General features: G+C 47.7%; 26 protein-coding genes, 1 tRNA gene and 2 pseudogenes. 28 read left to right on the top strand and 1 reads right to left on the bottom strand.

Annotated elements, in window-relative coordinates; genetic code table 11:
• Window position 1 precedes the first annotated feature (1 nt).
• The 24 genes from rplP to HXT58_RS04760 all read left to right on the top strand — a co-directional run bounded on the left by rplP (window position 2) and on the right by HXT58_RS04760 (window position 12967).
• Window positions 2–421, top strand: a complete 420-nt coding sequence (gene rplP / locus HXT58_RS04875) for a 50S ribosomal protein L16 (RefSeq protein ID WP_004109684.1) — start codon at window positions 2–4, stop codon at window positions 419–421.
• Window positions 421–672 carry a 50S ribosomal protein L29 gene (rpmC, locus tag HXT58_RS04870; RefSeq protein WP_004105502.1) on the top strand — a complete coding sequence of 84 codons (252 nt, stop codon included), beginning with the start codon at window positions 421–423 and terminating at the stop codon, window positions 670–672. The genes rplP and rpmC overlap by 1 nt, the downstream gene beginning before the upstream one ends.
• Window positions 673–674: 2 nt before the next feature.
• Complete coding sequence (gene rpsQ / locus HXT58_RS04865; RefSeq protein WP_004114365.1) at window positions 675–941, top strand: 30S ribosomal protein S17; 267 nt, start codon at window positions 675–677, stop codon at window positions 939–941.
• A gap of 91 nt (window positions 942–1032) precedes the next feature.
• Window positions 1033–1401, top strand: coding sequence for a 50S ribosomal protein L14 (rplN, locus tag HXT58_RS04860; protein WP_004574089.1), 369 nt, complete (start codon window positions 1033–1035; stop codon window positions 1399–1401).
• Between the two features lies 1 nt (window position 1402).
• Window positions 1403–1738, top strand: coding sequence for a 50S ribosomal protein L24 (gene rplX / locus HXT58_RS04855; RefSeq protein WP_004105501.1), 336 nt, complete (start codon window positions 1403–1405; stop codon window positions 1736–1738).
• On the top strand, window positions 1735–2307 hold the full coding sequence (rplE, locus tag HXT58_RS04850) for a 50S ribosomal protein L5 (protein ID WP_004109679.1): 573 nt from the start codon (window positions 1735–1737) through the stop codon (window positions 2305–2307). Before rplX ends, rplE begins: the two co-directional genes overlap by 4 nt.
• Window position 2308: 1 nt before the next feature.
• Window positions 2309–2494, top strand: coding sequence for a type Z 30S ribosomal protein S14 (locus HXT58_RS04845; RefSeq protein ID WP_003808046.1), 186 nt, complete (start codon window positions 2309–2311; stop codon window positions 2492–2494).
• A gap of 86 nt (window positions 2495–2580) precedes the next feature.
• Complete coding sequence (rpsH, locus tag HXT58_RS04840; protein WP_004105495.1) at window positions 2581–2979, top strand: 30S ribosomal protein S8; 399 nt, start codon at window positions 2581–2583, stop codon at window positions 2977–2979.
• A 16-nt stretch (window positions 2980–2995) separates the two neighbouring features.
• The gene (rplF, locus tag HXT58_RS04835) at window positions 2996–3535 is read left to right on the top strand and encodes a 50S ribosomal protein L6 (RefSeq protein ID WP_004105494.1); all 540 of its coding nucleotides are present in this window, start codon (window positions 2996–2998) and stop codon (window positions 3533–3535) included.
• 1 nt (window position 3536) lies between these two features.
• Window positions 3537–3908, top strand: a complete 372-nt coding sequence (rplR, locus tag HXT58_RS04830) for a 50S ribosomal protein L18 (protein ID WP_004109670.1) — start codon at window positions 3537–3539, stop codon at window positions 3906–3908.
• Complete coding sequence (gene rpsE, locus HXT58_RS04825; protein ID WP_004574087.1) at window positions 3905–4633, top strand: 30S ribosomal protein S5; 729 nt, start codon at window positions 3905–3907, stop codon at window positions 4631–4633. Before rplR ends, rpsE begins: the two co-directional genes overlap by 4 nt.
• Entirely contained in the window at window positions 4633–4815 is a 183-nt protein-coding gene (rpmD, locus tag HXT58_RS04820; RefSeq protein ID WP_004105491.1) for a 50S ribosomal protein L30, read from the top strand. The genes rpsE and rpmD overlap by 1 nt, the downstream gene beginning before the upstream one ends.
• Before the next feature lie 2 nt (window positions 4816–4817).
• Window positions 4818–5273, top strand: a complete 456-nt coding sequence (gene rplO / locus HXT58_RS04815) for a 50S ribosomal protein L15 (protein WP_004105490.1) — start codon at window positions 4818–4820, stop codon at window positions 5271–5273.
• Window positions 5274–5468: 195 nt separating this feature from the next.
• A complete protein-coding gene (gene secY, locus HXT58_RS04810) occupies window positions 5469–6812 on the top strand; it encodes a preprotein translocase subunit SecY (RefSeq protein ID WP_004574086.1) in 1344 nt (447 codons plus the stop codon).
• Window positions 6813–6840: 28 nt separating this feature from the next.
• Window positions 6841–7401 (top strand): adenylate kinase, encoded by a 561-nt coding sequence (locus HXT58_RS04805; protein WP_004574085.1) that lies wholly within the window; start codon window positions 6841–6843, stop codon window positions 7399–7401.
• A 142-nt stretch (window positions 7402–7543) separates the two neighbouring features.
• Window positions 7544–7762 (top strand): translation initiation factor IF-1, encoded by a 219-nt coding sequence (infA, locus tag HXT58_RS04800; RefSeq protein WP_004105485.1) that lies wholly within the window; start codon window positions 7544–7546, stop codon window positions 7760–7762.
• A 20-nt stretch (window positions 7763–7782) separates the two neighbouring features.
• Window positions 7783–7896, top strand: coding sequence for a 50S ribosomal protein L36 (rpmJ, locus tag HXT58_RS04795; RefSeq protein ID WP_003842636.1), 114 nt, complete (start codon window positions 7783–7785; stop codon window positions 7894–7896).
• Between the two features lie 144 nt (window positions 7897–8040).
• Window positions 8041–8418: a 30S ribosomal protein S13 gene (gene rpsM / locus HXT58_RS04790; RefSeq protein WP_421775623.1), complete on the top strand. Its 378-nt coding sequence runs from the start codon at window positions 8041–8043 to the stop codon at window positions 8416–8418.
• 83 nt (window positions 8419–8501) lie between these two features.
• Complete coding sequence (gene rpsK / locus HXT58_RS04785) at window positions 8502–8900, top strand: 30S ribosomal protein S11 (protein ID WP_004105468.1); 399 nt, start codon at window positions 8502–8504, stop codon at window positions 8898–8900.
• Window positions 8901–8979: 79 nt separating this feature from the next.
• Entirely contained in the window at window positions 8980–9975 is a 996-nt protein-coding gene (locus HXT58_RS04780) for a DNA-directed RNA polymerase subunit alpha (protein ID WP_004574084.1), read from the top strand.
• A 77-nt stretch (window positions 9976–10052) separates the two neighbouring features.
• Entirely contained in the window at window positions 10053–10487 is a 435-nt protein-coding gene (gene rplQ, locus HXT58_RS04775) for a 50S ribosomal protein L17 (RefSeq protein ID WP_004129014.1), read from the top strand.
• A gap of 129 nt (window positions 10488–10616) precedes the next feature.
• Window positions 10617–11855, top strand: coding sequence for an Mbeg1-like protein (locus HXT58_RS04770; RefSeq protein ID WP_004105456.1), 1239 nt, complete (start codon window positions 10617–10619; stop codon window positions 11853–11855).
• A gap of 28 nt (window positions 11856–11883) precedes the next feature.
• Entirely contained in the window at window positions 11884–12789 is a 906-nt protein-coding gene (truA, locus tag HXT58_RS04765) for a tRNA pseudouridine(38-40) synthase TruA (RefSeq protein ID WP_004574082.1), read from the top strand.
• A 92-nt stretch (window positions 12790–12881) separates the two neighbouring features.
• A tRNA-Ser gene (locus HXT58_RS04760) sits at window positions 12882–12967 on the top strand.
• Between the two features lie 270 nt (window positions 12968–13237).
• On the opposite strand, the gene HXT58_RS04755 is transcribed toward HXT58_RS04760, so the two are convergent.
• Window positions 13238–14239 carry a hypothetical protein gene (locus tag HXT58_RS04755; RefSeq protein WP_004105452.1) on the bottom strand — a complete coding sequence of 334 codons (1002 nt, stop codon included), beginning with the start codon at window positions 14237–14239 and terminating at the stop codon, window positions 13238–13240.
• Window positions 14240–14410: 171 nt separating this feature from the next.
• Between HXT58_RS04755 and nusA the strand changes: the two genes are divergently transcribed.
• The 4 genes and pseudogenes from nusA (at window position 14411) to rbfA (ending at window position 19195) form a co-directional block, all read left to right on the top strand.
• Window positions 14411–15493 carry a transcription termination factor NusA gene (nusA, locus tag HXT58_RS04750; protein WP_004105450.1) on the top strand — a complete coding sequence of 361 codons (1083 nt, stop codon included), beginning with the start codon at window positions 14411–14413 and terminating at the stop codon, window positions 15491–15493.
• A gap of 319 nt (window positions 15494–15812) precedes the next feature.
• Window positions 15813–15960 (top strand): annotated as a pseudogene (locus HXT58_RS04745) (translation initiation factor IF-2 N-terminal domain-containing protein); the annotation flags it as partial.
• 176 nt (window positions 15961–16136) lie between these two features.
• Window positions 16137–18668 (top strand): annotated as a pseudogene (gene infB, locus HXT58_RS04740) (translation initiation factor IF-2); the annotation flags it as partial.
• A gap of 2 nt (window positions 18669–18670) precedes the next feature.
• Window positions 18671–19195: a 30S ribosome-binding factor RbfA gene (rbfA, locus tag HXT58_RS04735; protein WP_415705811.1), complete on the top strand. Its 525-nt coding sequence runs from the start codon at window positions 18671–18673 to the stop codon at window positions 19193–19195.
• Window positions 19196–19208: the final 13 nt, after the last annotated feature.

The following is a 19208-nucleotide window of genomic DNA, read 5'->3' as shown; positions in this document are numbered from 1 at the left end:
GATGCTTATCCCAAAGAGGACTAAATATCGTAAGCAGCACCGTCCTACCCGTAGCGGCATGTCTAAGGGTGGCACCGAGATCGCTTTCGGCGATTTTGGTATTCAGGCGCTGGCTCCGGCTTACATCACTAACCGACAGATCGAGGCAGCTCGTATCGCAATGACTCGCTACATTAAGCGTGGCGGTCGTGTGTGGATTACGATCTTCCCAGATCGTCCATTAACCAAGCACCCGCTTGGTGCGCGAATGGGTTCCGGTAAGGGTGCTCCAGAATTCTGGATTGCCAACATCCACCCAGGACGCGTAATGTTCGAGATCGGTGGTGTTTCTGAGGACATCGCTCGCGAGGCTTTGCGCCGCGCTATCGATAAGCTCCCAATGAAATGCCGTGTTATTGCGCGTGAAGGCGGTGACATCTGATGCCAGTCGGAACTGCAGACTACACCATCAAGAATTTGAACGAGAAGACAAATGCTGAGATCGAAGGCTTCTTGAAGAAGTCTAAGGAAGAGCTATTTAACTTGCGCTTCCAGGCAGCAACTGGTCAACTCGAAAACAGCGCTCGCCTCAAGGCGGTCAAGCACGACATTGCCAGGATGTATACTATCCTGCGTGAGCGTGAACTCGGCATCAGCCAAGAGCCTGGCGCCACTGAGGTCAAGGAGAAGTAAGCATGGCTGAGAACCAAGAGCGCAACTTCCGCAAGGTTCGTCGCGGCTACGTCGTGTCCGAGGCCATGGACAAGACAATCGCCGTTGAGCTGGAGCAGCGTTCGACACACCCGCTTTACGGTAAAGTCGTTCGCTCCACCCGCAAGGTCAAAGCCCATGATGAACACAATGAGGCACATATTGGCGACCTCGTGAGTATTATGGAAACTCGGCCACTGAGCAAGACCAAGCGTTGGCGTCTCGACTCGATTATCGAGCGCGCCAAGTAAACAAGTTCGGCAAGGCTCCGCGCTTCACCTGTGTCTGCTACTGTGGTAGACACAGGTGAGTGGGGAGAACCAGCTCGGCTAAGGAGAATCAATGATTCAGCAGGAAACGCGGCTTCATGTCGCCGACAACACGGGTGCTAAGGAGTTACTTGCCATCCGCGTGCTCGGTGGATCGAAGCGACGCTATGCCGGCATCGGCGACATCATCGTCGCCTCCGTCAAGGACGCGATCCCTGGCGGGTCGGTCAAGAAAGGCGACGTAGTTAAGGCTGTCGTCGTCCGTACTGTCAAGGAACATCGCCGTGTCGATGGTTCCTATATTAAGTTCGATGAGAACGCCGCCGTAATTCTCGGCTCCGGTCGTGAACCAAAAGGCACTCGTATCTTCGGACCAGTCGGTCGTGAATTGCGCGATCAGCGCTTCATGAAGATTGTGTCCCTTGCTCCGGAGGTGATCTGATATGGTAGCCAAGATTAAGTCCGGCGACCAGGTGAAGGTCATTCGCGGCAAGGATCGCGGTAAGGAAGGCAAAGTAGTTCGTGTACTAGCCGATGACCGTTTGATCGTAGAAGGCGTTCAGGTCGTTAAGAAGCACGTTCGCGCCACCCAGCAGGGTCAGCAGGCGGGCATTGTTTCGGTTGAGGCTCCAATCCATCGCTCTAATGTGATGGTTATTGATCCAGAGACCAAGCAGCCTACACGCGTTGGCGTGATTGTTAAGCAAGAGGCTCGTGACGGCAAGGTTAAGACCGTGCGCGTGCGTGTCGCCAAGAAGTCCGGAAAGGAGCTGGCATGACCGATACTACAGTTGAGTTGCCGGCAACTCCGCGCTTAAAGCAACAATACAAGGATGAAATCGTACCAGCCTTGGAGAAAGAATTCGGCCACACTAATCCTATGCAGGTGGCTCGCGTGCAGAAGGTTGTCGTCTCTATGGGCGTCGGCGCTGCAGCTCGTGATTCTAAGCTCATCGAAGGTGCGATTAAGGATCTCACTTTGATTGCCGGCCAGAAGCCAAAGGTAACTAAGGCAAAGAAGTCTGTCGCTCAGTTCCATTTGCGCGAAGGTCAGGCTATCGGTGCTTACGTAACTCTTCGTGGCGATCGTATGTGGGAATTCTTGGATCGTTTGCTCACTCTGGCTTTGCCTCGTATCCGCGATTTCCGTGGTATCAATGGCAACCAGTTTGACGGTCAGGGTAATTACAACTTTGGTCTTACGGAACAGTCTATGTTCCATGAGATCGATCCTGACTCGATTGATCATCAGCGTGGTATGGACATCACCGTGGTGACTACCACCAAGGACGATGTGGAGGCCAAGTCTTTGCTTAAGCACCTCGGTTTCCCATTCAAGGAGAACTGAAATGGCAAAAACCGCTCTGAAAAACAAGGCGGCCGCCAAGCCGAAGTTCAAGGTACGCGCTTATACGCGTTGCCAGGTTTGTGGTCGTCCTCACTCCGTGTATCGCAAGTTCGGTCTGTGCCGCATCTGCCTTCGTGAGAAGGCTCATCGCGGTGAGTTGCCGGGTGTTACGAAGTCCAGTTGGTAAATATCGACGCTGAAGGTCCACTGCTTGAAGACAAAGTTCTCATATAGAGGCGGTGGAAACCACGGCGAGAAAGGGCGTTAGCCCACATGACAATGACAGATCCAATCGCAGACATGTTGACACGTCTGCGTAATGCGAGCGCGGCAAAGCACGATACCGTGGAAATGCCGTACTCCAAATTCAAGGCGAATATCGCCGAGATTCTGAAGCACGAAGGCTATATTAAGGACTTCGCTGCTAAGGAAGCTAAGGTTGGACAGACGTTGGAAATTACGTTGAAGTATGGCTCCAATGGCCAGCGTTCTATCCAAGGCATCAAGCGCATTTCTAAGCCAGGCTTGCGTCGTTACGCAAAGTCTGATGCTTTGCCAATGCCTCTTGGTGGCCTCGGTATTGCTATTATCTCGACCAGCTCGGGATTGTTGACTCAGAAGGAATGCCTCGATCGAGGCATTGGCGGCGAAATCGTCGCCTACGTATGGTGAGAAAGGAGAGCTGAAGATGGCATCGCATATTGGTAAGCTCCCCGTCGACATTCCTGCAGGCGTGGAAGTAAAGATTGAAGGTCAGTCCTTCAGCGTCAAAGGCGCTAAGGGTTCTGATTCTTATGAAATTCCAGAGGGAATCACCGCAGCAGTCGCTGACAATCAGATTGTTCTGACTCCAGTTGACGATTTGCGCCCAACTCGTGCAAAGCATGGTTTGGCTCGCGCAATTGTTGCTTCTATGGTGAAGGGTGTGCATGACGGCTACACCAAGACTTTGGATATTGTCGGTACCGGTTATCGTGCAGTGATGAAGGGCAAGGGCATTGAGTTCTCGCTCGGTTATTCTCACACTATTACCGTTCAACCACCGGCAGGTATTGAGTTCGAGTTGCCAAATCCTAACCAGGTAATCGTAAAGGGCACCGATAAGCAGACTGTTGGCCAGGTTGCTGCTAACATTCGTAAGCTTCGTGCTCCAGAACCTTACAAGGGTAAGGGTATTAAGTACACCGATGAACGTATCCTGCGCAAGGCTGGAAAGGCTGGTAAGTGATATGAGCGTTAAGATTTTCGGTAAGGGTACCAAAGTCGCACGTTTGCGTCGTCACGCCCGTCTTCGTAAGCACATTGCCGGCACATCTGAACGTCCTCGTTTAGTTGTTTCCCGTTCTAACCGTCATATGGTTGCTCAGATTGTGGATGATACCAAGGGAATTACTTTGGTAAGCGCTTCCACTTTGACTGCTGACTTCGCTGGTTTCACTGGCACGAAGACTGAAGCTGCAACCAAGGTTGGCGAATTAGTAGCGGCTAAGGCGAAGGAAGCGGGTATCACCGCTGTAGTCTTCGACCGTGGCGGTAACAAATATCATGGTCGCGTCGCAGCAGTGGCTGAAGGCGCCCGTCAGGGAGGTCTGGCACTGTGAGCGACAACGAAAAGGAAACCCAAGTGGCTGAAGAAACTCAGAACACTCAGGCATCCGCTGAGGAGCGTAACGATGATCGTCGTTCTCGCCGTAACAAGGGCGAGGGTAAGCGCGGCGAACGTCGTAATCGTCGTGAAGAAAACCGTGGCGAAGAGCTTCTGGATCGCGTAGTTACTATTAACCGTGTTTCCAAGACCCACAAGGGTGGTCGTACCTTTAGCTTTGCAGCACTTGTTGTTGTTGGCGACGGTAAGGGCACTGTTGGTGTTGGTTACGGCAAGTCTCGCGAAGTTCCAGCTGCTATTGCTAAGGGTCAGCTTGACGCTAAGAAGCATATGTTCACTGTTCCACGCATTCGTGGTACCGTCACTCATCCAGTGCTCGGTCACGATGCTGCTGGTACTGTGTTGCTCCGTCCAGCTGCTCCAGGTACTGGTGTAATTGCTGGTGGTGCTGTGCGCGCTGTTATGGAATGCGCCGGCATTACGGACATCCTCACCAAGTCCATGGGCTCTGCAACTGCTGTAAACGTAGTGCGTGCTACTGTGGACGCTTTGAAGAAGCTCGAAGAGCCAGAAGAGATTTCTGCTCGTCGTGGTCTTTCTCTTGAGGAAGTCGCTCCTGATGCTTTGCTCCGTGAGCGTGCTGCCGGCATTGCCGAAGCTCGCAAGGCTCGCGAAGAAGCTCAGGCCGCCAAGGCATCTGAAGCAAAGGATGGTGAGTGATGTCAAATTTGAAGATCACTCTGGTGCATGGTTTAGTTCATACAACTGAGCGCCAGCGCGCGAATGTTCATACGCTCGGCCTTCATAAGATTGGTCACAGCGTAGTTCGCGAGGACACCCCCGTCAATCGTGGCTTGGTTATGGCCGTTCGCCACTTGGTGAGCGTCGAGGAGGTCGACTGATTATGGCTAACGAAGAACCAATGCTGCATATGCACACGTTGCGTCCAGCTCCAGGAGCTAAGAAGGATCGCATCCGTGTAGGTCGTGGTGAAGGCTCTAAGGGTAAGACCTCAGGTCGTGGTGATAAGGGCACAAAGAAGCGTTATCAGGTTCGTCCTGGCTTCGAAGGTGGCCAGCTCCCACTGTACATGCGCTTGCCTAAGTTGCGTGGCTTCAAGAGTCCTTTCAAGAAGGAATTCCAAGTCGTCAACGTTGCAGATCTTGCTGAACTTTTCCCAAAGGGTGGCGAGGTTACTGTAGCTGACCTTATTACTAAGGGCGCTGTACGTGATGGCTATCCTGTAAAGGTTCTTGGTGATGGTGAATTGACTGTTGCCTTGACTCTTAAGGGTATGAAAGCTTCTGCTTCTGCTAAGGCAAAGGTTGAGGCTGCCGGCGGCTCCATCAGCGAAGAGTAGTTAAAGGCTACTTAAAGCTTGATGCAGTTATAAATCTGTGATAGTCCCTCTAGCATTGTCTAGAGGGACTATTTTTATCACCAAAACTCACCAATAACCTATTTCAGTAGGTACCGTGGGTTAAACTATTGCCTCAGAGTTTGTTTTTTGCACTGTTGCGCCTAGGAGTGCGCGAAAAAAGGGAGGAAGACCCAGGTGAAAACGTTAATCCAGGCCTTCAGGACGAAGGAGTTGAGGAACAAGATCCTCTTCGTCTTCGCTATGATAATTATTTATCGTATTGGTTCATTTATTCCGATTCCGGGTGTGGACTATAAAGTTGTGCATGCTTGCACTGTTAAATTAGCTTCATCGAGCGAGAACTTTATTGGGTTAGTTAACTTGTTCTCAGGTGGCTCGCTGTTGCAGCTTTCTATTTTTGCTTTGGGTGTTATGCCTTACATCACTGCTTCCATTGTGATTCAGCTTTTGCGCGTGGTTATTCCTCGCTTTGAAGCTCTTCATAAGGAAGGTCAGTCTGGAGAAACAAAGCTTACGCAGTACACGCGTTATCTAACTATTGGATTGGCAATTTTGCAATCTACTACGATTTTGGTAACAGCACGTACGGGTGCTTTGTTTAATTATCAGTGCGGAAATAATATTATTCCAGACGGAAGCATGTGGAGCCTTATTGTCATGGTTTTGATCATGACTGGCGGTACTGGTCTTATTATGTGGATGGCAGAACTCATCACCGATAAGGGTATCGGTCAAGGCATGTCTGTCTTAATCTTTATGTCTATTTGCTCTGGCTTCTTGCCAAAGCTTTGGGAAATTGGTTGGGGCACCAACGGTTCTAATGGCGATTGGAATAAGTTCGCTATTGTTGGTGGCGTTTTGATTGTTATCCTCATATTTGTTGACTTTGTTGAGCTTGCTCAACGTCGTATTCCTGTGCAGTATACGCGCCGCATGATTGGCCGAAAAATGTATGGTGGCTCTTCGACTTATTTGCCATTAAAGGTGAATATGAGTGGTGTTATCCCACCAATCTTTGCTTCGTCAATTCTTGCTGTTCCTACTCTTATTGCCCAGTTTGGAGATAAGAGCAAGGCTTGGGTGAATTGGATTGAAGCTAATTTGGCTAATTCCACTTCTGCTTGGTATATTGCGTTTTACACAGTAATGATTGTGTTCTTCTGCTTCTTCTACACAGAGATTACTTTTAATCCTGATGAGACTGCAGATAACATGAAAGAGTATGGTGGCTTCATACCAGGCATTCGCGCTGGTAGTGCTACAAGTCATTATCTTAGCTATGTTATGAACAGGTTGAATACTGTCGGTGCTATTTATTTGCTCTTTGTTGCATTGATTCCTACCGTTTTGATTATGGCTTTGCATTTGAATACAAAATTGCCATTCGGTGGTACAACAATTTTGATTATTGCTGGCGTTGGTTTGGATACGTTGCGTCAAGCAAAGGCTCAGACTGAACAATTCCAGTATGCTGGTTTCTTGTTCAAGCATGATGAGCAAAAGCAAGTATCTAAGTAACTACAGTTAGCGAGCCAAGGAGATGAATATGCGATTACTAATTATGGGTCCACAGGGCGTTGGAAAAGGCACTCAGGCCGCTTTGTTAAGTGAACATTATGGCATTCCAGCGATTTCTACTGGTGATATTTTCCGCTATAACCTTAAGAATCATACTGAGCTTGGAAAACAGGTTCAGGGATATCTTGACAAGGGCGAGTTGGTTCCAGATGAGCTGACTAACAACATTGTTAAGGATCGTCTTGCTCAAGATGATGCAAAGAGTGGTTGGATTCTCGACGGTTATCCTCGCAACGCTTCTCAGGTTCAAGCTTTAGATCGTATGTTGGAAGAGCTTGGCACTCCTCTTGATCACGTTGTGGCTCTCGAGGCTGAGCGCGATGTTTTGCTCGAACGCATGCAAAAGCGTGCAGTGGAGCAAGGCCGTTCTGACGATACTCCAGAAGTAATTGCTAAGCGTTTGGAAACGTATGAGAAAGAAACAGCTCCATTGCTTGATATTTATGATAGCCGCGGTCAGTTGGTTGAAGTAGATGGCGTTGGAGATATTAAGGAAATCAATAATCGCATTGTTGAATCACTTAATTAAGTAGTGCGTTTTTAAATTTAAAAAGTAAGATGCGTTCTATTCGACACGCCGAGTGTTGAATGGGACGCATTTACTGTATTATAGAAGATTGGCGTGTCTTCGGATGCGCAAAGTAGTATGCCCAAGGAACGGAACGAGGCTCATGGCAAAAGACGGTGTGATTGAAGTCGAAGGCACGGTAGTAGAAGCACTACCAAATGCGATGTTTCGCGTTCAGCTTGAGAATGAGCACATTGTTTTAGCTACGATCTCTGGTAAGATGCGTAAAAATTATATTCGCATTCTTCCTCAAGATCGTGTAGTGCTAGAGATGAGCCCTTACGATCTGAATCGTGGGCGTATTACGTACCGTTATAAGTAAGGTACAAGCAAAGGAAAACCATGAAGGTCAGCCCTAGCGTGAAGAGGATCTGCGAAAACTGCCGCGTGATCCGCCGTCACGGCCGCGTCATGGTGATCTGCATTAACCCACGTCATAAGCAGCGTCAGGGCTGAGCAGATTTCCATCGCGGAATACAAAGAATAAGGCGCTAAGTCACAGCAGAAGCTGAACCCTGGGTGCGCAGGCCCAGGCCGCATTTAATTTATATTAATGCGGAAGACTTGGTGCACGACCTGCGTAACAGTAAAGGAATTACAATGGCACGTCTTGCCGGAGTAGATATTCCCAATGAGAAGCGCATTGAGATTGCCCTCACCTACATTTTTGGTGTTGGTCGTACTCGCGCTAAGGAAACGCTTGTCGCGACCGGTGTTAATCCGGACACTCGCGTCAAGGATCTTACGGATGAACAGCTGATCACCTTGCGTGATTATCTTGAGGCCAATTACAAGATTGAAGGCGATTTGCGTCGTGAGATTGACGCTGACATCCGTCGTAAGATTCAGATCAACTGCTATCAAGGCCAGCGTCATCGCAAGGGTCTTCCTGTGCGTGGTCAGCGTACCAAGACTAATGCTCGTACTCGCAAGGGTCCGAAGCGTACTGTCGCCGGGAAGAAGAAGGCCACCCGATAGTAGTCGGTGGTCGGCTCTAGGCCACGGATATATTTCCATCGTCTAGACATACCAACTCATTCGTCATTAGGAAACGAGGGTCAATGGCAGCTGCAAAGCAAGCCTCGCGCAAGCCGCGTCGCCGGGACCGCAAGTCGGTGCCGGTTGGGCAGGCGCATATTAAATCAACATTCAATAACACGATTATCTCCATTACCGATCCATCCGGTGCAGTCCTTTCTTGGGCTTCCGGCGGTGATGTCGGCTTTAAGGGTTCCCGTAAGTCGACTCCTTACGCTGCAGGTATGGCTGCTGAGTCTGCCGCACGCAAGGCAATGGAGCATGGCCTCAAGAAGGTCGACGTGTTTGTTAAGGGTCCAGGTTCCGGTCGTGAAACCGCTATCCGTTCCCTCCAGTCCGCGGGTCTCGAAGTTGGTTCTATTACCGACGTTACCCCGCAAGCGCATAACGGCGTACGTCCACCAAAGCGTCGCCGCGTCTGAGCACTCTTACGAATCCATCCATCCAACCCGCTTATGGGCGGCGAGTGCACCACCGACCAGAAGCTGAAAGGATACCAAAGTGCTTATCGCACAGCGTCCGACACTTACCGAGGAATCACTGAATCCCCAGCGTTCTCGCTTTACTATTGAGCCGCTGGAACCAGGTTTTGGCTACACTCTCGGCAATTCGCTGCGTCGTACCTTGTTAAGCTCTATTCCAGGTGCTGCCGTTACTTCGGTTCGCATCTCTGGAGCTCTGCATGAGTTTACGACTCTGCCAGGTGTTGAAGAAGATGTCACTGAAATTCTGCTGAACATCAAGGGCATCGTGCTCACGAGTGAGTACGACGAGCCTGTAGTGATGTATTTGCGCAAGAATGGTAAAGGTGAAGCCACTGCTGGAGATATTACTCCTCCAGCCGGTGTTACTATTGCTAACCCTGACTTGCATATTGCTACACTCGCAGAAGATGGTGAACTTGAAATTGAGTTTACTGTTGAACGCGGTCGCGGCTACGTGCCAGCTCAGATGAACAAGCAGGAGAACAGCGAAATCGGCCGCATTCCTGTGGATTCGATCTACTCACCAGTTTTGAAGGTGAGCTATAAGGTCGAAGCTACCCGCGTGGAACAGCGCACGGACTTCGATAAGCTCATCCTGGATGTGGAAACCAAGCCAGCTATTACACCGCGTGATGCAGTTGCATCTGCAGGCTCGACTTTAGTTGAGCTTTTCGGTCTTTGCCGTGAGCTTAACGTTGATGCTGAAGGTGTTGAAGTTGGTCCAGCGCCAACTCATGATGAAGCTGATTCTCAGTTGGCTATACCGATTGAAGATATGAATTTTACTCAGCGTAGCTATAATTGCTTGAAGCGTGAGGGTATTCATACAGTCGGCGAACTGGTAGTTCACACTGAGCAGGATTTGCTCGATATTCGTAATTTCGGCATGAAATCCATCGATGAAGTTAAAGAGAAGTTGCAGGCAATGGGTCTGTCTTTGAAGGCTTCACCGATTGGCTTCGACGCCAATAATCTCGAAGGTGGCACTTTCTTCTCGCCTGAAGACGAGTAAGTTCCGCCTGCAATCGTCGTAACGTTCGGATGTTCGGGTTGATGCCCACCTGAGCGATGCGACAATAAGGAGTAATAATGCCTACACCGAAACAAGGCCCTCGTCTGGCTTCTAGCCCGGCTCATGAGCGCCTGATGCTGGCCAATATGGCGACCAGCCTCTTCCAGCACGGTCGTATCGTAACGACGTTGCCAAAGGCAAAGCGTCTTCGTCCGCTTGCTGAGCGTTTGATTTCATTCGCTAAGCGTGGCGATTTACATTCGCGTCGTCGTGTGTTGCGTGTAATTCGCAACAAGTCCGTGGTTCACGTGCTTTTCACTCAGATTGCTGAGCAGATGAAGCAGCGTGAAGGTGGTTACACCCGCATCGTGAAGATTGCTCCACGTCGTGGTGATACCGCTCCTCAGGCAATTATTGAGCTCGTGACTGAGCCAGTAAGCCCAAAGAAGGCTGTTGTGAAGGAAGCTGAAGCAGCTACTAAGGTTGCAGCTAAAGAAGAAGCTGCCGAGTAGTTTATATTCCAGCTTTACGCATCGGTAAAGTGAATCTTAAAGCAAGCGTTTAATCGCTTCTTAAAGAATTGCTAAGACGAGTCGAGGTTAGTTCCTCGGCTCGTTTTTTATTTGTATTATTATTAAGTTATGCCGAATATTATTGATTTGTTGCGCAACGATTTCTCTACCTTCGCTCAGCGCAAGTTTAATGCCGTGGATGCGCTGATTTTGTGCGAGCTATCTTATATAAATATGCCAACTTCCGTGCCAAAATATTGCGATAATCCAAAGAATATTTCGACTGTATCTATTAACGAATTGCTTAGAATAGAAGACTATTCGTCAATGTTTGCTTCTGGGGCTCCTAAAGTAGATAAATTCCGTAGGAAGCTGCTTCTTGCTGTCGCTTCCAGCCCTAGGTATAGGGGAATTCGCGTAGGGGAGTATCTTGAGAGGTTTGATGAATCAAATATTGACGAATCATTAGAACAGCAGTTTGCTGGAGTTACTTTTGATCTTAGCAATTGCGAGGGGATTGATAATCCTCATACTCTTGTTGTTGCGTATCGTGGCACTGATAATACGCTTGTTGGGTGGAAAGAAGATTTCAACATGGCTTTCCGCTGCCCAGTGCCAGCGCAAGAATCTGCTGCTGAATATTTGACTTCTGTAGCGCAAAGATATAGCAAACGTTATTCTAATAAAAACTTCTTTAATAAACTTTTTGCGAACAAACTTTTTGCCCGCTTTTCAAAATCTTCCGTAGACTTGCAAAATAATAATTCAAATATTATTGTTGTCGGTCATTCAAAAGGTGGGAACATGGCTGCTTATGCGGCTATGCGCTTAGATGCTACAAGTCAAAAACTAGGTGACCTTGTATCAAAAATTTATTCTATGGACGGCCCTGGTTTTGCGTCTGATGTAGTGGATACAAGCGTTTTTGCGAATGTTTCAAGTCGTATTGAAAAAGTAGTTCCGCAGTCTGCTTTTATTGGACTGATTATGGATACTGGGGTGCCGTATAAAGTCACGACTGCCGATTCTATTGGCTTAATGCAACATTTTGGCATGTATTGGCAAGTTAAGAATGGCGATTTTGATTACTGCGATTGCGTAACGCCGCGCGCGCTGGCAGTTTCTAAGGCAGCGAACGAGTGGATGATGAATTTGCCGTTTGAAGAGCGCAAGCGCAGGATTGACGCTGTTTATAAGATTTTTAGTAATTTGGGTTACCCAACTTTTGATGAAATGTCTTTGCATTGGTCGGAAGTTGTTCCTAAATTATTGAAGGTTGCGATGCATATGGATTCAAAGACTCATGAGCTGATTCGTAGTGTTATGAGCGCTTTTGCGCTTGTGGGCGGTTCGGATAAGAAAAGCTAGTGTAAAGTCTGTTTGGAAAGGTTTTTAAATGCGACTTCGCTTGGATTTGGCTTATGACGGCGGCGGATTTTATGGTTGGGCCAAGCAGCCTACTTTGCGCACTGTTCAAGGTGATATTGAAGCAGCATTGCATATGGTTTTGCGCGTCCCGGAAAATGATCCTACTGAATCGTTGCGTCTTACTGTTGCTGGTCGTACGGATACTGGCGTTCATGCATCTCATCAAGTGTGTCATTTAGATATTTCAGATGAAACATTGCAGCGTTGCATAGGGCATACTGGTTTAGATGGTGTTAGTGCGTTGGAGTATAGGCTGAGGCATGTGCTTCCGCAGGATATTGTTATACACAAGGTTAGTGTTGCGCCTTATGGCTTTGATGCTAGATTTTCTGCGCTAGAGCGCACATATGTGTATCGTATTGCTGATGGATATTGCAAAGCTAAATATGATCCTCGTATGCGCGGCTTTGTTTTGCGTTTTGATTCAGAGCTTGATATTGATGCTATGAATCAGGCTGCGCGTCTTATGGTTGGTTTGCATGATTTTGGCTCATTTGCTAAGCCGAATCCTGGCGGAACTACTATTCGCGAAGTTAAGCAGGCTCGATGGCACAGAGTTGGGTCAAAGGATGCGCAGAATAGTACTGGATTTGTTCTTCCTATTGAACAAAGTTTGCTTGAATTTACTATTGTCGCTGATGCTTTTGCGCACAATATGGTGCGTTCTCTTGTGCAAGCTTGTGTGCAAATTGGTTGCGGAAAACGTTCTGTTGATTGGTTTGAGGAAAAGATTAATGTTCCTCTTCGTGAAGGCTCGACGGGTCCAATTGATCCTCATGGATTGACATTGGAATATGTAGCTTATCCTCCTGATGAGGAGCTTGCTTCTCGCGCTGAAAAAATTCGCGCTCGCCGTGATTCGTCTGAGTTATAACGTTTCAACGCACCATGGATTTTATATTCGCGGCATGGTTTACAATTGAAAAGTTGCGTTTGTGCGCGCTTGCAGTGCGACAAATCGCAAGTGGATGAATGTCCGAGCGGTCTAAGGAGCACGCCTCGAAAGCGTGTGAGGGTAAACTCCTCCGCGAGTTCGAATCTCGCTTCATCCGCGAATTAACCAAGCCTAAAGCATGTAAATTGCTTTAGGCTTTTTTAATTCGCCGAGCTTGCGTCAATAAAGACGCAGGCAGGGCAGACTAGTGTATTTCCGCGCAAGCTCAGCAGCAAGCGCGTAATCCGCGCGAACTTTCTCTCGTGTTTGGAGCGTTTTGTTTTGGAAATTGCTCCAAACGTGCGCAACTTATCTCGCGTTTGAAGTCAAGTCCTGTTTTGTGTGTAAAGGGGAATGCCGTATAGGCTAAAAGCACTAAGTTTAAGTTTTACTTCAAAATAAGTTTTGCATCAGTAGGATACCCAAGCTCATAAGCTCTTAACAGTCTAGATGTGATTAATTGCACAATTGCATTTTTAAGAGTTTGTTGGGCGCGCATTACAGAATCGTTATCATCGCTTTTTGCAGTAACGTTATTCTCGGATGCATTATTATTTTTTGACGTAATCGTTATTATTTGATTAAAAGCAGCTAGTTCTTCTCTAGCGCAATCCATGTAAGCTATAGCGGTAATCGGCAGATCTTTTCCGTTTACTGAATCATGTGTTTTTCCGCTTTCTAACGTCTCTTGAGGAATATCGTAAACTTTTTTGCGCAAGTCTGTTCCTTCTCCTGCAGCTCGCATAAGAGTTTGAGCATTTGTCGACGCCATATCGCTGTATTCCAATGCAATATTTTGCTCTTTTCGCGCTGCTAGTGTCTGTAAAATAAAAGCAAGTTTGTCTTCAGCTTCTGCAGCTTGAGCCAAGGGCTGATGTGTCCATTTGAAGTTTTTGTAATGATTTATTACTTCTATAAGATTCGCGTATGAATCATGCTCCATTTGTTGCGCTGTTGTAGTTTTTGTATTTTCTGAGCTTTCGTTTCCGCTTTTATTGCTTACATTATTTGAATTTTCGTCACTATTTTTCTTTGAAAGCATTTCCCATTGAGCTTGCGTGCTGTATACAATACTTTCGCTTAATCTTCCTGGGCATTGCTGAGCGACAGTTTTCCAATATTTCGCTGCAGTTTCAAAATCCTTAAGGGATGTGTTATTCTGGTTCTTCTTGATTTCGCGCTGCCTTTTTTGCGCAAGCCTGTATGCTTTAGCACATGCATTTTCTGGAGCTGCTGTGTGAACTGTATGCTCGACATGAATGTTTTGCAATGTTCCGCAAGCTGTTAGAAGTGGAGATATTAAAACGCATATAAGAAGCACGAGTGCTCTGGCAATACTGCGTTTTACTTGTTTGTGCATATCATTTAACAAAACATAAAGTGTCTGCATAATCTACTAAAATAGCCACTGACTGTGACCAATATCGATTTATTAATTTGGTATTTGTTCTAAGTCTGTAACAATTAAAGCTAACTGTTGTTAGAAGAAAAAAATAAGTGTGCTCTAATAGTTACAATTAATAATCATAAATTAATGCGTTATAACGAGAGGACGTGCGCGATGGAATTGGATTTGGCGGGAATGCATCAGCTTGCGGCACAGCAGGGGATTAATGCCGAGGAGCTGGACGAGGCGCTCGCCGAGGCCTTGCGTCTTGCGTATATGAAAACCGCTCATCCTGCAAAGCATGTGCGAGTTGAATTGGACGAACGTGCAGGTTCGTTCACTGTGTGGGCTAGGGATGAAATTCCTGGTAAACCTACTGAAGATAACCCGTATCCAGCCCCAACGCTGGGAGAGGAGTATGACGATACTCCGCGTGATTTTGGTCGTTTAGCTGCTGCGACGGCTCGTCAAGTTATTAGTCAAATTTTCCGTAAAGCTGAAGATGACCGCGTATTTGGTGCGTTTTCTGGTCAAAAAGGCAAACTTATTAACGGCATCATTCAACAAGACGCAAAAGATAACACTAACATCCACGTTGCTGTTGGAGATGTTGAAGCTATTTTGCCGCGTCGCGAGCAGGTTCCAGGTGAACGTTACCGCCATGGTGAGCGTATTCGCGTATATGTCGTAAATGTTGCGCGTGGTCTGCGTGGTCCAGAAATTGTTGTTTCACGTTCACATCCTGAATTAGTTCGTCGTCTTTTTGAGCGAGAAGTGCCGGAACTTGTTTCTGGAGCAGTTTCTATTATGTCGATTGCGCGCGAAGCCGGTGCTCGCACAAAGATTGCTGTTAGAGCTAATACTGAAGGTGTGAATCCAAAGGGTGCTTTAATTGGTCCTGGCGGTTCACGCGTGCGTGCTGTAATGGAAAACTTGGGTCAAGAGAAGATTGATATTGTGGATTGGTCATCTGATCCAGCAAAGTTTGTTGCTGCTGCTCTTTCGCCTGCTACTGCTACACAAGTGCAAGTAGTGAGTGAAAAGAATCAAACTGCAGTTGCTTTTATTCATGATGCTCAGCTTTCTCTTGCTATTGGTAAAGAAGGTCAGAACGCTCGTTTGGCTGCAAAGTTGACTGGTTGGAAGATTGGTATTGAGTCTGCGGAAGAGCATGCTAAGAAGGTTGCTGCAGCTCAAGCACAAAATGCTCAGCCTGCTTCAGTTGATTTGAATAATAACGCATCTGCTGCTGAATAGATTGTTAATTGAGAAGTGCTAAATATTTTTTAGATTGATATTTCCGCAATGTTTAGCACTTCTTGATTGTTTATATTGCTAGTGGTGTGCAAATAAAGTAGTCTCTCGCGTGGCATTTAGCGACACTCGAGCCAATCCAACGTTTCGAGTATGCTAAAAGCTGGAATCTGGGCGAAAGGCAATCGCCATCGTCCGGCGGGAGACGAGGTATAAGATCATGGTCGCACGATGATATATCGCACGATAATAAATAATAAGCTCGCAATAATGTAAAGTGGTCGCGTGTACTAGCGCTGCCACAGACAGAGGAGAACACTGAGTGGTTAAAAAGCGCGTGTATGAACTGGCCAAAGAATTTGGTGTAGACAGTAAAACCGTGTTGGAGCGTTTGAAGAGCATGGGCGAATTTGTTAAGTCTGCTTCTTCAACAGTTGAGGCTCCAGTAGTCCGTCGTTTGCAAACAGCGTTAGCATCTGACGGAAATAAGTCCGAAAAGGCATCTAGTGCAAGTAAGCCTGCTGCGCCAAAAGCTAAGCCTCAAGCTAAGCCGCAGGCTAAACCTCAAGCTAAAGATTCGTCACACAGTGATTCTGTAGCTGGCTCTTCTGCTAACCAGCCTGTGCATAACACAGCTTCTCATTTTGCTCCAAAGCCGGGTGCAAATCATACTCGTTCAAACAATACTTCGCGTTCTAATGCGTCTGCCGGCGAAAATAGAAAAAATGATCGCCGCAATGATAATCGCGGCGAATCGCGACAGCAAGCTCAAGGTCAATCTCACTCAGATCGTTCACAGATGCCTCCTCGCCCTCGTCCGCACCAGAATGCACAAGGTGCAGGCGCATCTGCTCCACGTCCTGGTAATAATCCGTTTAGCCGTAAGCAAGGTATGCGTGCTCCTACACCTGGAGATATTCCACGTCCTCATCCGATGTCTCGTCCTGGCGCTGAAAATGGCCGCGGTGGTCGTCCGGGTCAAGGTGGCTCTGGAGCTCAAGGTTCGCGTGGTGAACGTGCAGAACGCGGTGGTCGCTCACGTGGCGGTCGCTCTGGTCAAGGTGGCGCACGCTCATCGCAGTGGTCGGGTCAGCGTCGCGGTCAAGGTGGCGCAGGTGCAGGCTCTGGTGCATCTTCTCGCCCATCTGCAGAATCTCGTTTTGCGTCTCAAGGAGCTAGCTTCCAGGCTGCTGCAGCGGGCGCACCTAATGGTGGTCCATCGCGTGGTGGCGGTCGCGGTCGTGCAGGAGCTGCAGGTGCATTCGGTCGTCAAGGTGGTAAATCTTCTAAGGCTCGTAAGAATCGCTTGGCGAAACGTCGTGAATACGAAGAGCTTAAAGCACCAGTGATTGGCGGTGTGCGTATTCCTTCTGGTAACGGCGCTACGATTCGCTTGCGTCAAGGCGCAACTCTTTCTGATTTGGCAGAAAAGATCGATGTAAATCCAGCAGCTTTGGTAACTGTTCTCTTCCACTTGGGTGAGATGGCAACAGCTACACAATCTTTGGATGAGTCGACATTCCAAATTTTGGGTGAAGAAATCGGCTGGAATATCAGCATTGTTTCTGCTGAAGAAGAAGATAAAGAGCTTTTGCAGCAGTTTGACATCGATTTGGACGAAGAAGAGCTGCAAGAAGATGACGATTTGCAGTCTCGTCCGCCTGTAGTAACAGTTATGGGTCACGTCGATCACGGTAAAACTCGCTTGCTTGATACCATTCGTAAGTCGAATGTTATCGATCGTGAAGCAGGTGGCATTACTCAGCGCATCGGTGCTTATCAAGTAACTGTAAATCTTGAAGGAAAGCCTCGTAAGATTACGTTCCTCGATACTCCAGGCCACGAAGCGTTTACTGCTATGCGTGCTCGCGGTGCTGAGCTTACAGACGTTGCAATTCTTGTTGTTGCAGCAGACGACGGCGTAATGCCTCAGACTGTTGAAGCTATTAACCACGCTCAAGCTGCTCATGTGCCAATTGTTGTGGCTGTGAACAAGATTGATGTTGAAGGTGCTAACCCAGATAAGGTTCGCGGTCAGCTTACAGAATACGGTTTAGTTGCTGAAGATTACGGTGGAGACACCATGTTTGTGGATATTTCTGCAAAGCAGGGCACGAATGTCGATAAGCTTCTTGAAGCTGTGTTGTTGACTGCTGACGCTGAGCTTGATCCTAAAGCAAATCCAAATATGGATGCTCGCGGTGCAACTATCGAAGCTCGACTCGATAAGGGTCGTGGTGCTGTTGCTACTGTTCTTGTGCAGCAAGGTACTCTTCACGTCGGTGATTCCATTGTTGCTGGCACTTCTTATGGTCGTGTGCGCGCTATGCTCGACGAGAACGGCAAGCATTTGCAGGATGCGGCTCCTTCCACTCCTGTTCAGGTGCTTGGTTTGACTTCTGTTCCAACCGCTGGCGACTTGTTCTTGGTTACTTCGGACGACCGTTCTGCTCGTCAAATTGCTGAAAAGCGCGCAGCTACAGAGCGTGCAGCTCAGCTTGCTAAGCGCCGCAAGGTTGTGTCTCTTGAAAGCCTTAAGGAACAGTTCGCTAAGTCTGAAGTTGACATGCTGAACATCGTTATTAAGGGCGATTCTTCTGGTTCTGTTGAAGCTTTGGAAGATTCCTTGATGAAGATTGAGGTCTCTGAGGAAGTTGGCATCCAGGTTATTCACCGCGGTGTTGGTGCAATTACTCAGAATGATGTGAACTTGGCAACTGTCGATAAGGCTGTGATTATTGGCTTCAACGTGCGTCCAAACCGTCAGGTTGCTGATTTGGCTGAGCGCGAAGGCGTGGAGGTTAAGTACTACTCGGTTATTTACAAGGCAATCGAAGATATCGAAGCTGCTTTGAAGGGTATGCTTAAGCCAGAATTTGAAGAGGTTGTCACTTCTCACTCTGAGATTCGCGAAATCTTCCGTTCTTCCAAGTTCGGCAATATTGCTGGTGTTATGGTTCAAGATGGCGAAGTCAAGCGCGGTACGAAGTGCCGTATTTTGCGCGACGGCGTTGCTACAGTCAACGACTTGGAGATTTCCAGCTTGCGTAGGTTTAAGGATGACGTGCAATCCGTTAGCGAAGGTTACGAAGCTGGTATTAATCTCGGCAGCTTTAATGACATTGAGCTTGGCGATATAATCGAAACCTTTGAAATGAAGCAGATTGAGCGCAAGTAATTATGGCAGGAACGAATCCTAGAGCTGCACGTATTGCAGCATTAATTCAGCGCGTAATCGCTTCCAATATGGAATCGCATTTGCATGATAAGCGTTTGGCGAGTGTGACTATTACGGAAGTGCGTGTTACGAACGATTTGCAAATTGCAAAGGTTTACTGGACTCAACTTGGTCACGAAGGCAAAGAGCAGGGCGAGCGTCAGCGTGCAGCACAAGCTTTGCAGCAGGCTCACGGTCGACTGCGCTCTTTGGTCGGTGCAAAAGCTGGATTGCGTTTGACTCCTCAATTGCAATTTATTTATGACGAAGTGCCGTCTGAAGCGCACGAAATTGAGGATATTCTTGTTGCAGCTCGTCATCGTGATGAAGAATTAGCTAAGTTGCGTGAAAATGCTAAGTATGCTGGTGATGTCGATCCGTATAAGAAGCCACGCGAAGTTGAAGAATCTGACGATGATTTCGATGACGACGACGATTTTGAAGAGGACGACTTTGAAGACACGTCTGAATCGTCTGACAACAATTAAATCTCAAAGCAAA

It is taken from the genome of Gardnerella sp. KA01000, from assembly GCF_049244035.1.
Classification (GTDB): Bacteria; Actinomycetota; Actinomycetes; order Actinomycetales; family Bifidobacteriaceae; genus Bifidobacterium; species Bifidobacterium leopoldii.
The sequence above is the reverse complement of the archived record's forward strand: the minus strand, read 5'-3'. Positions and strand labels throughout refer to the sequence as shown.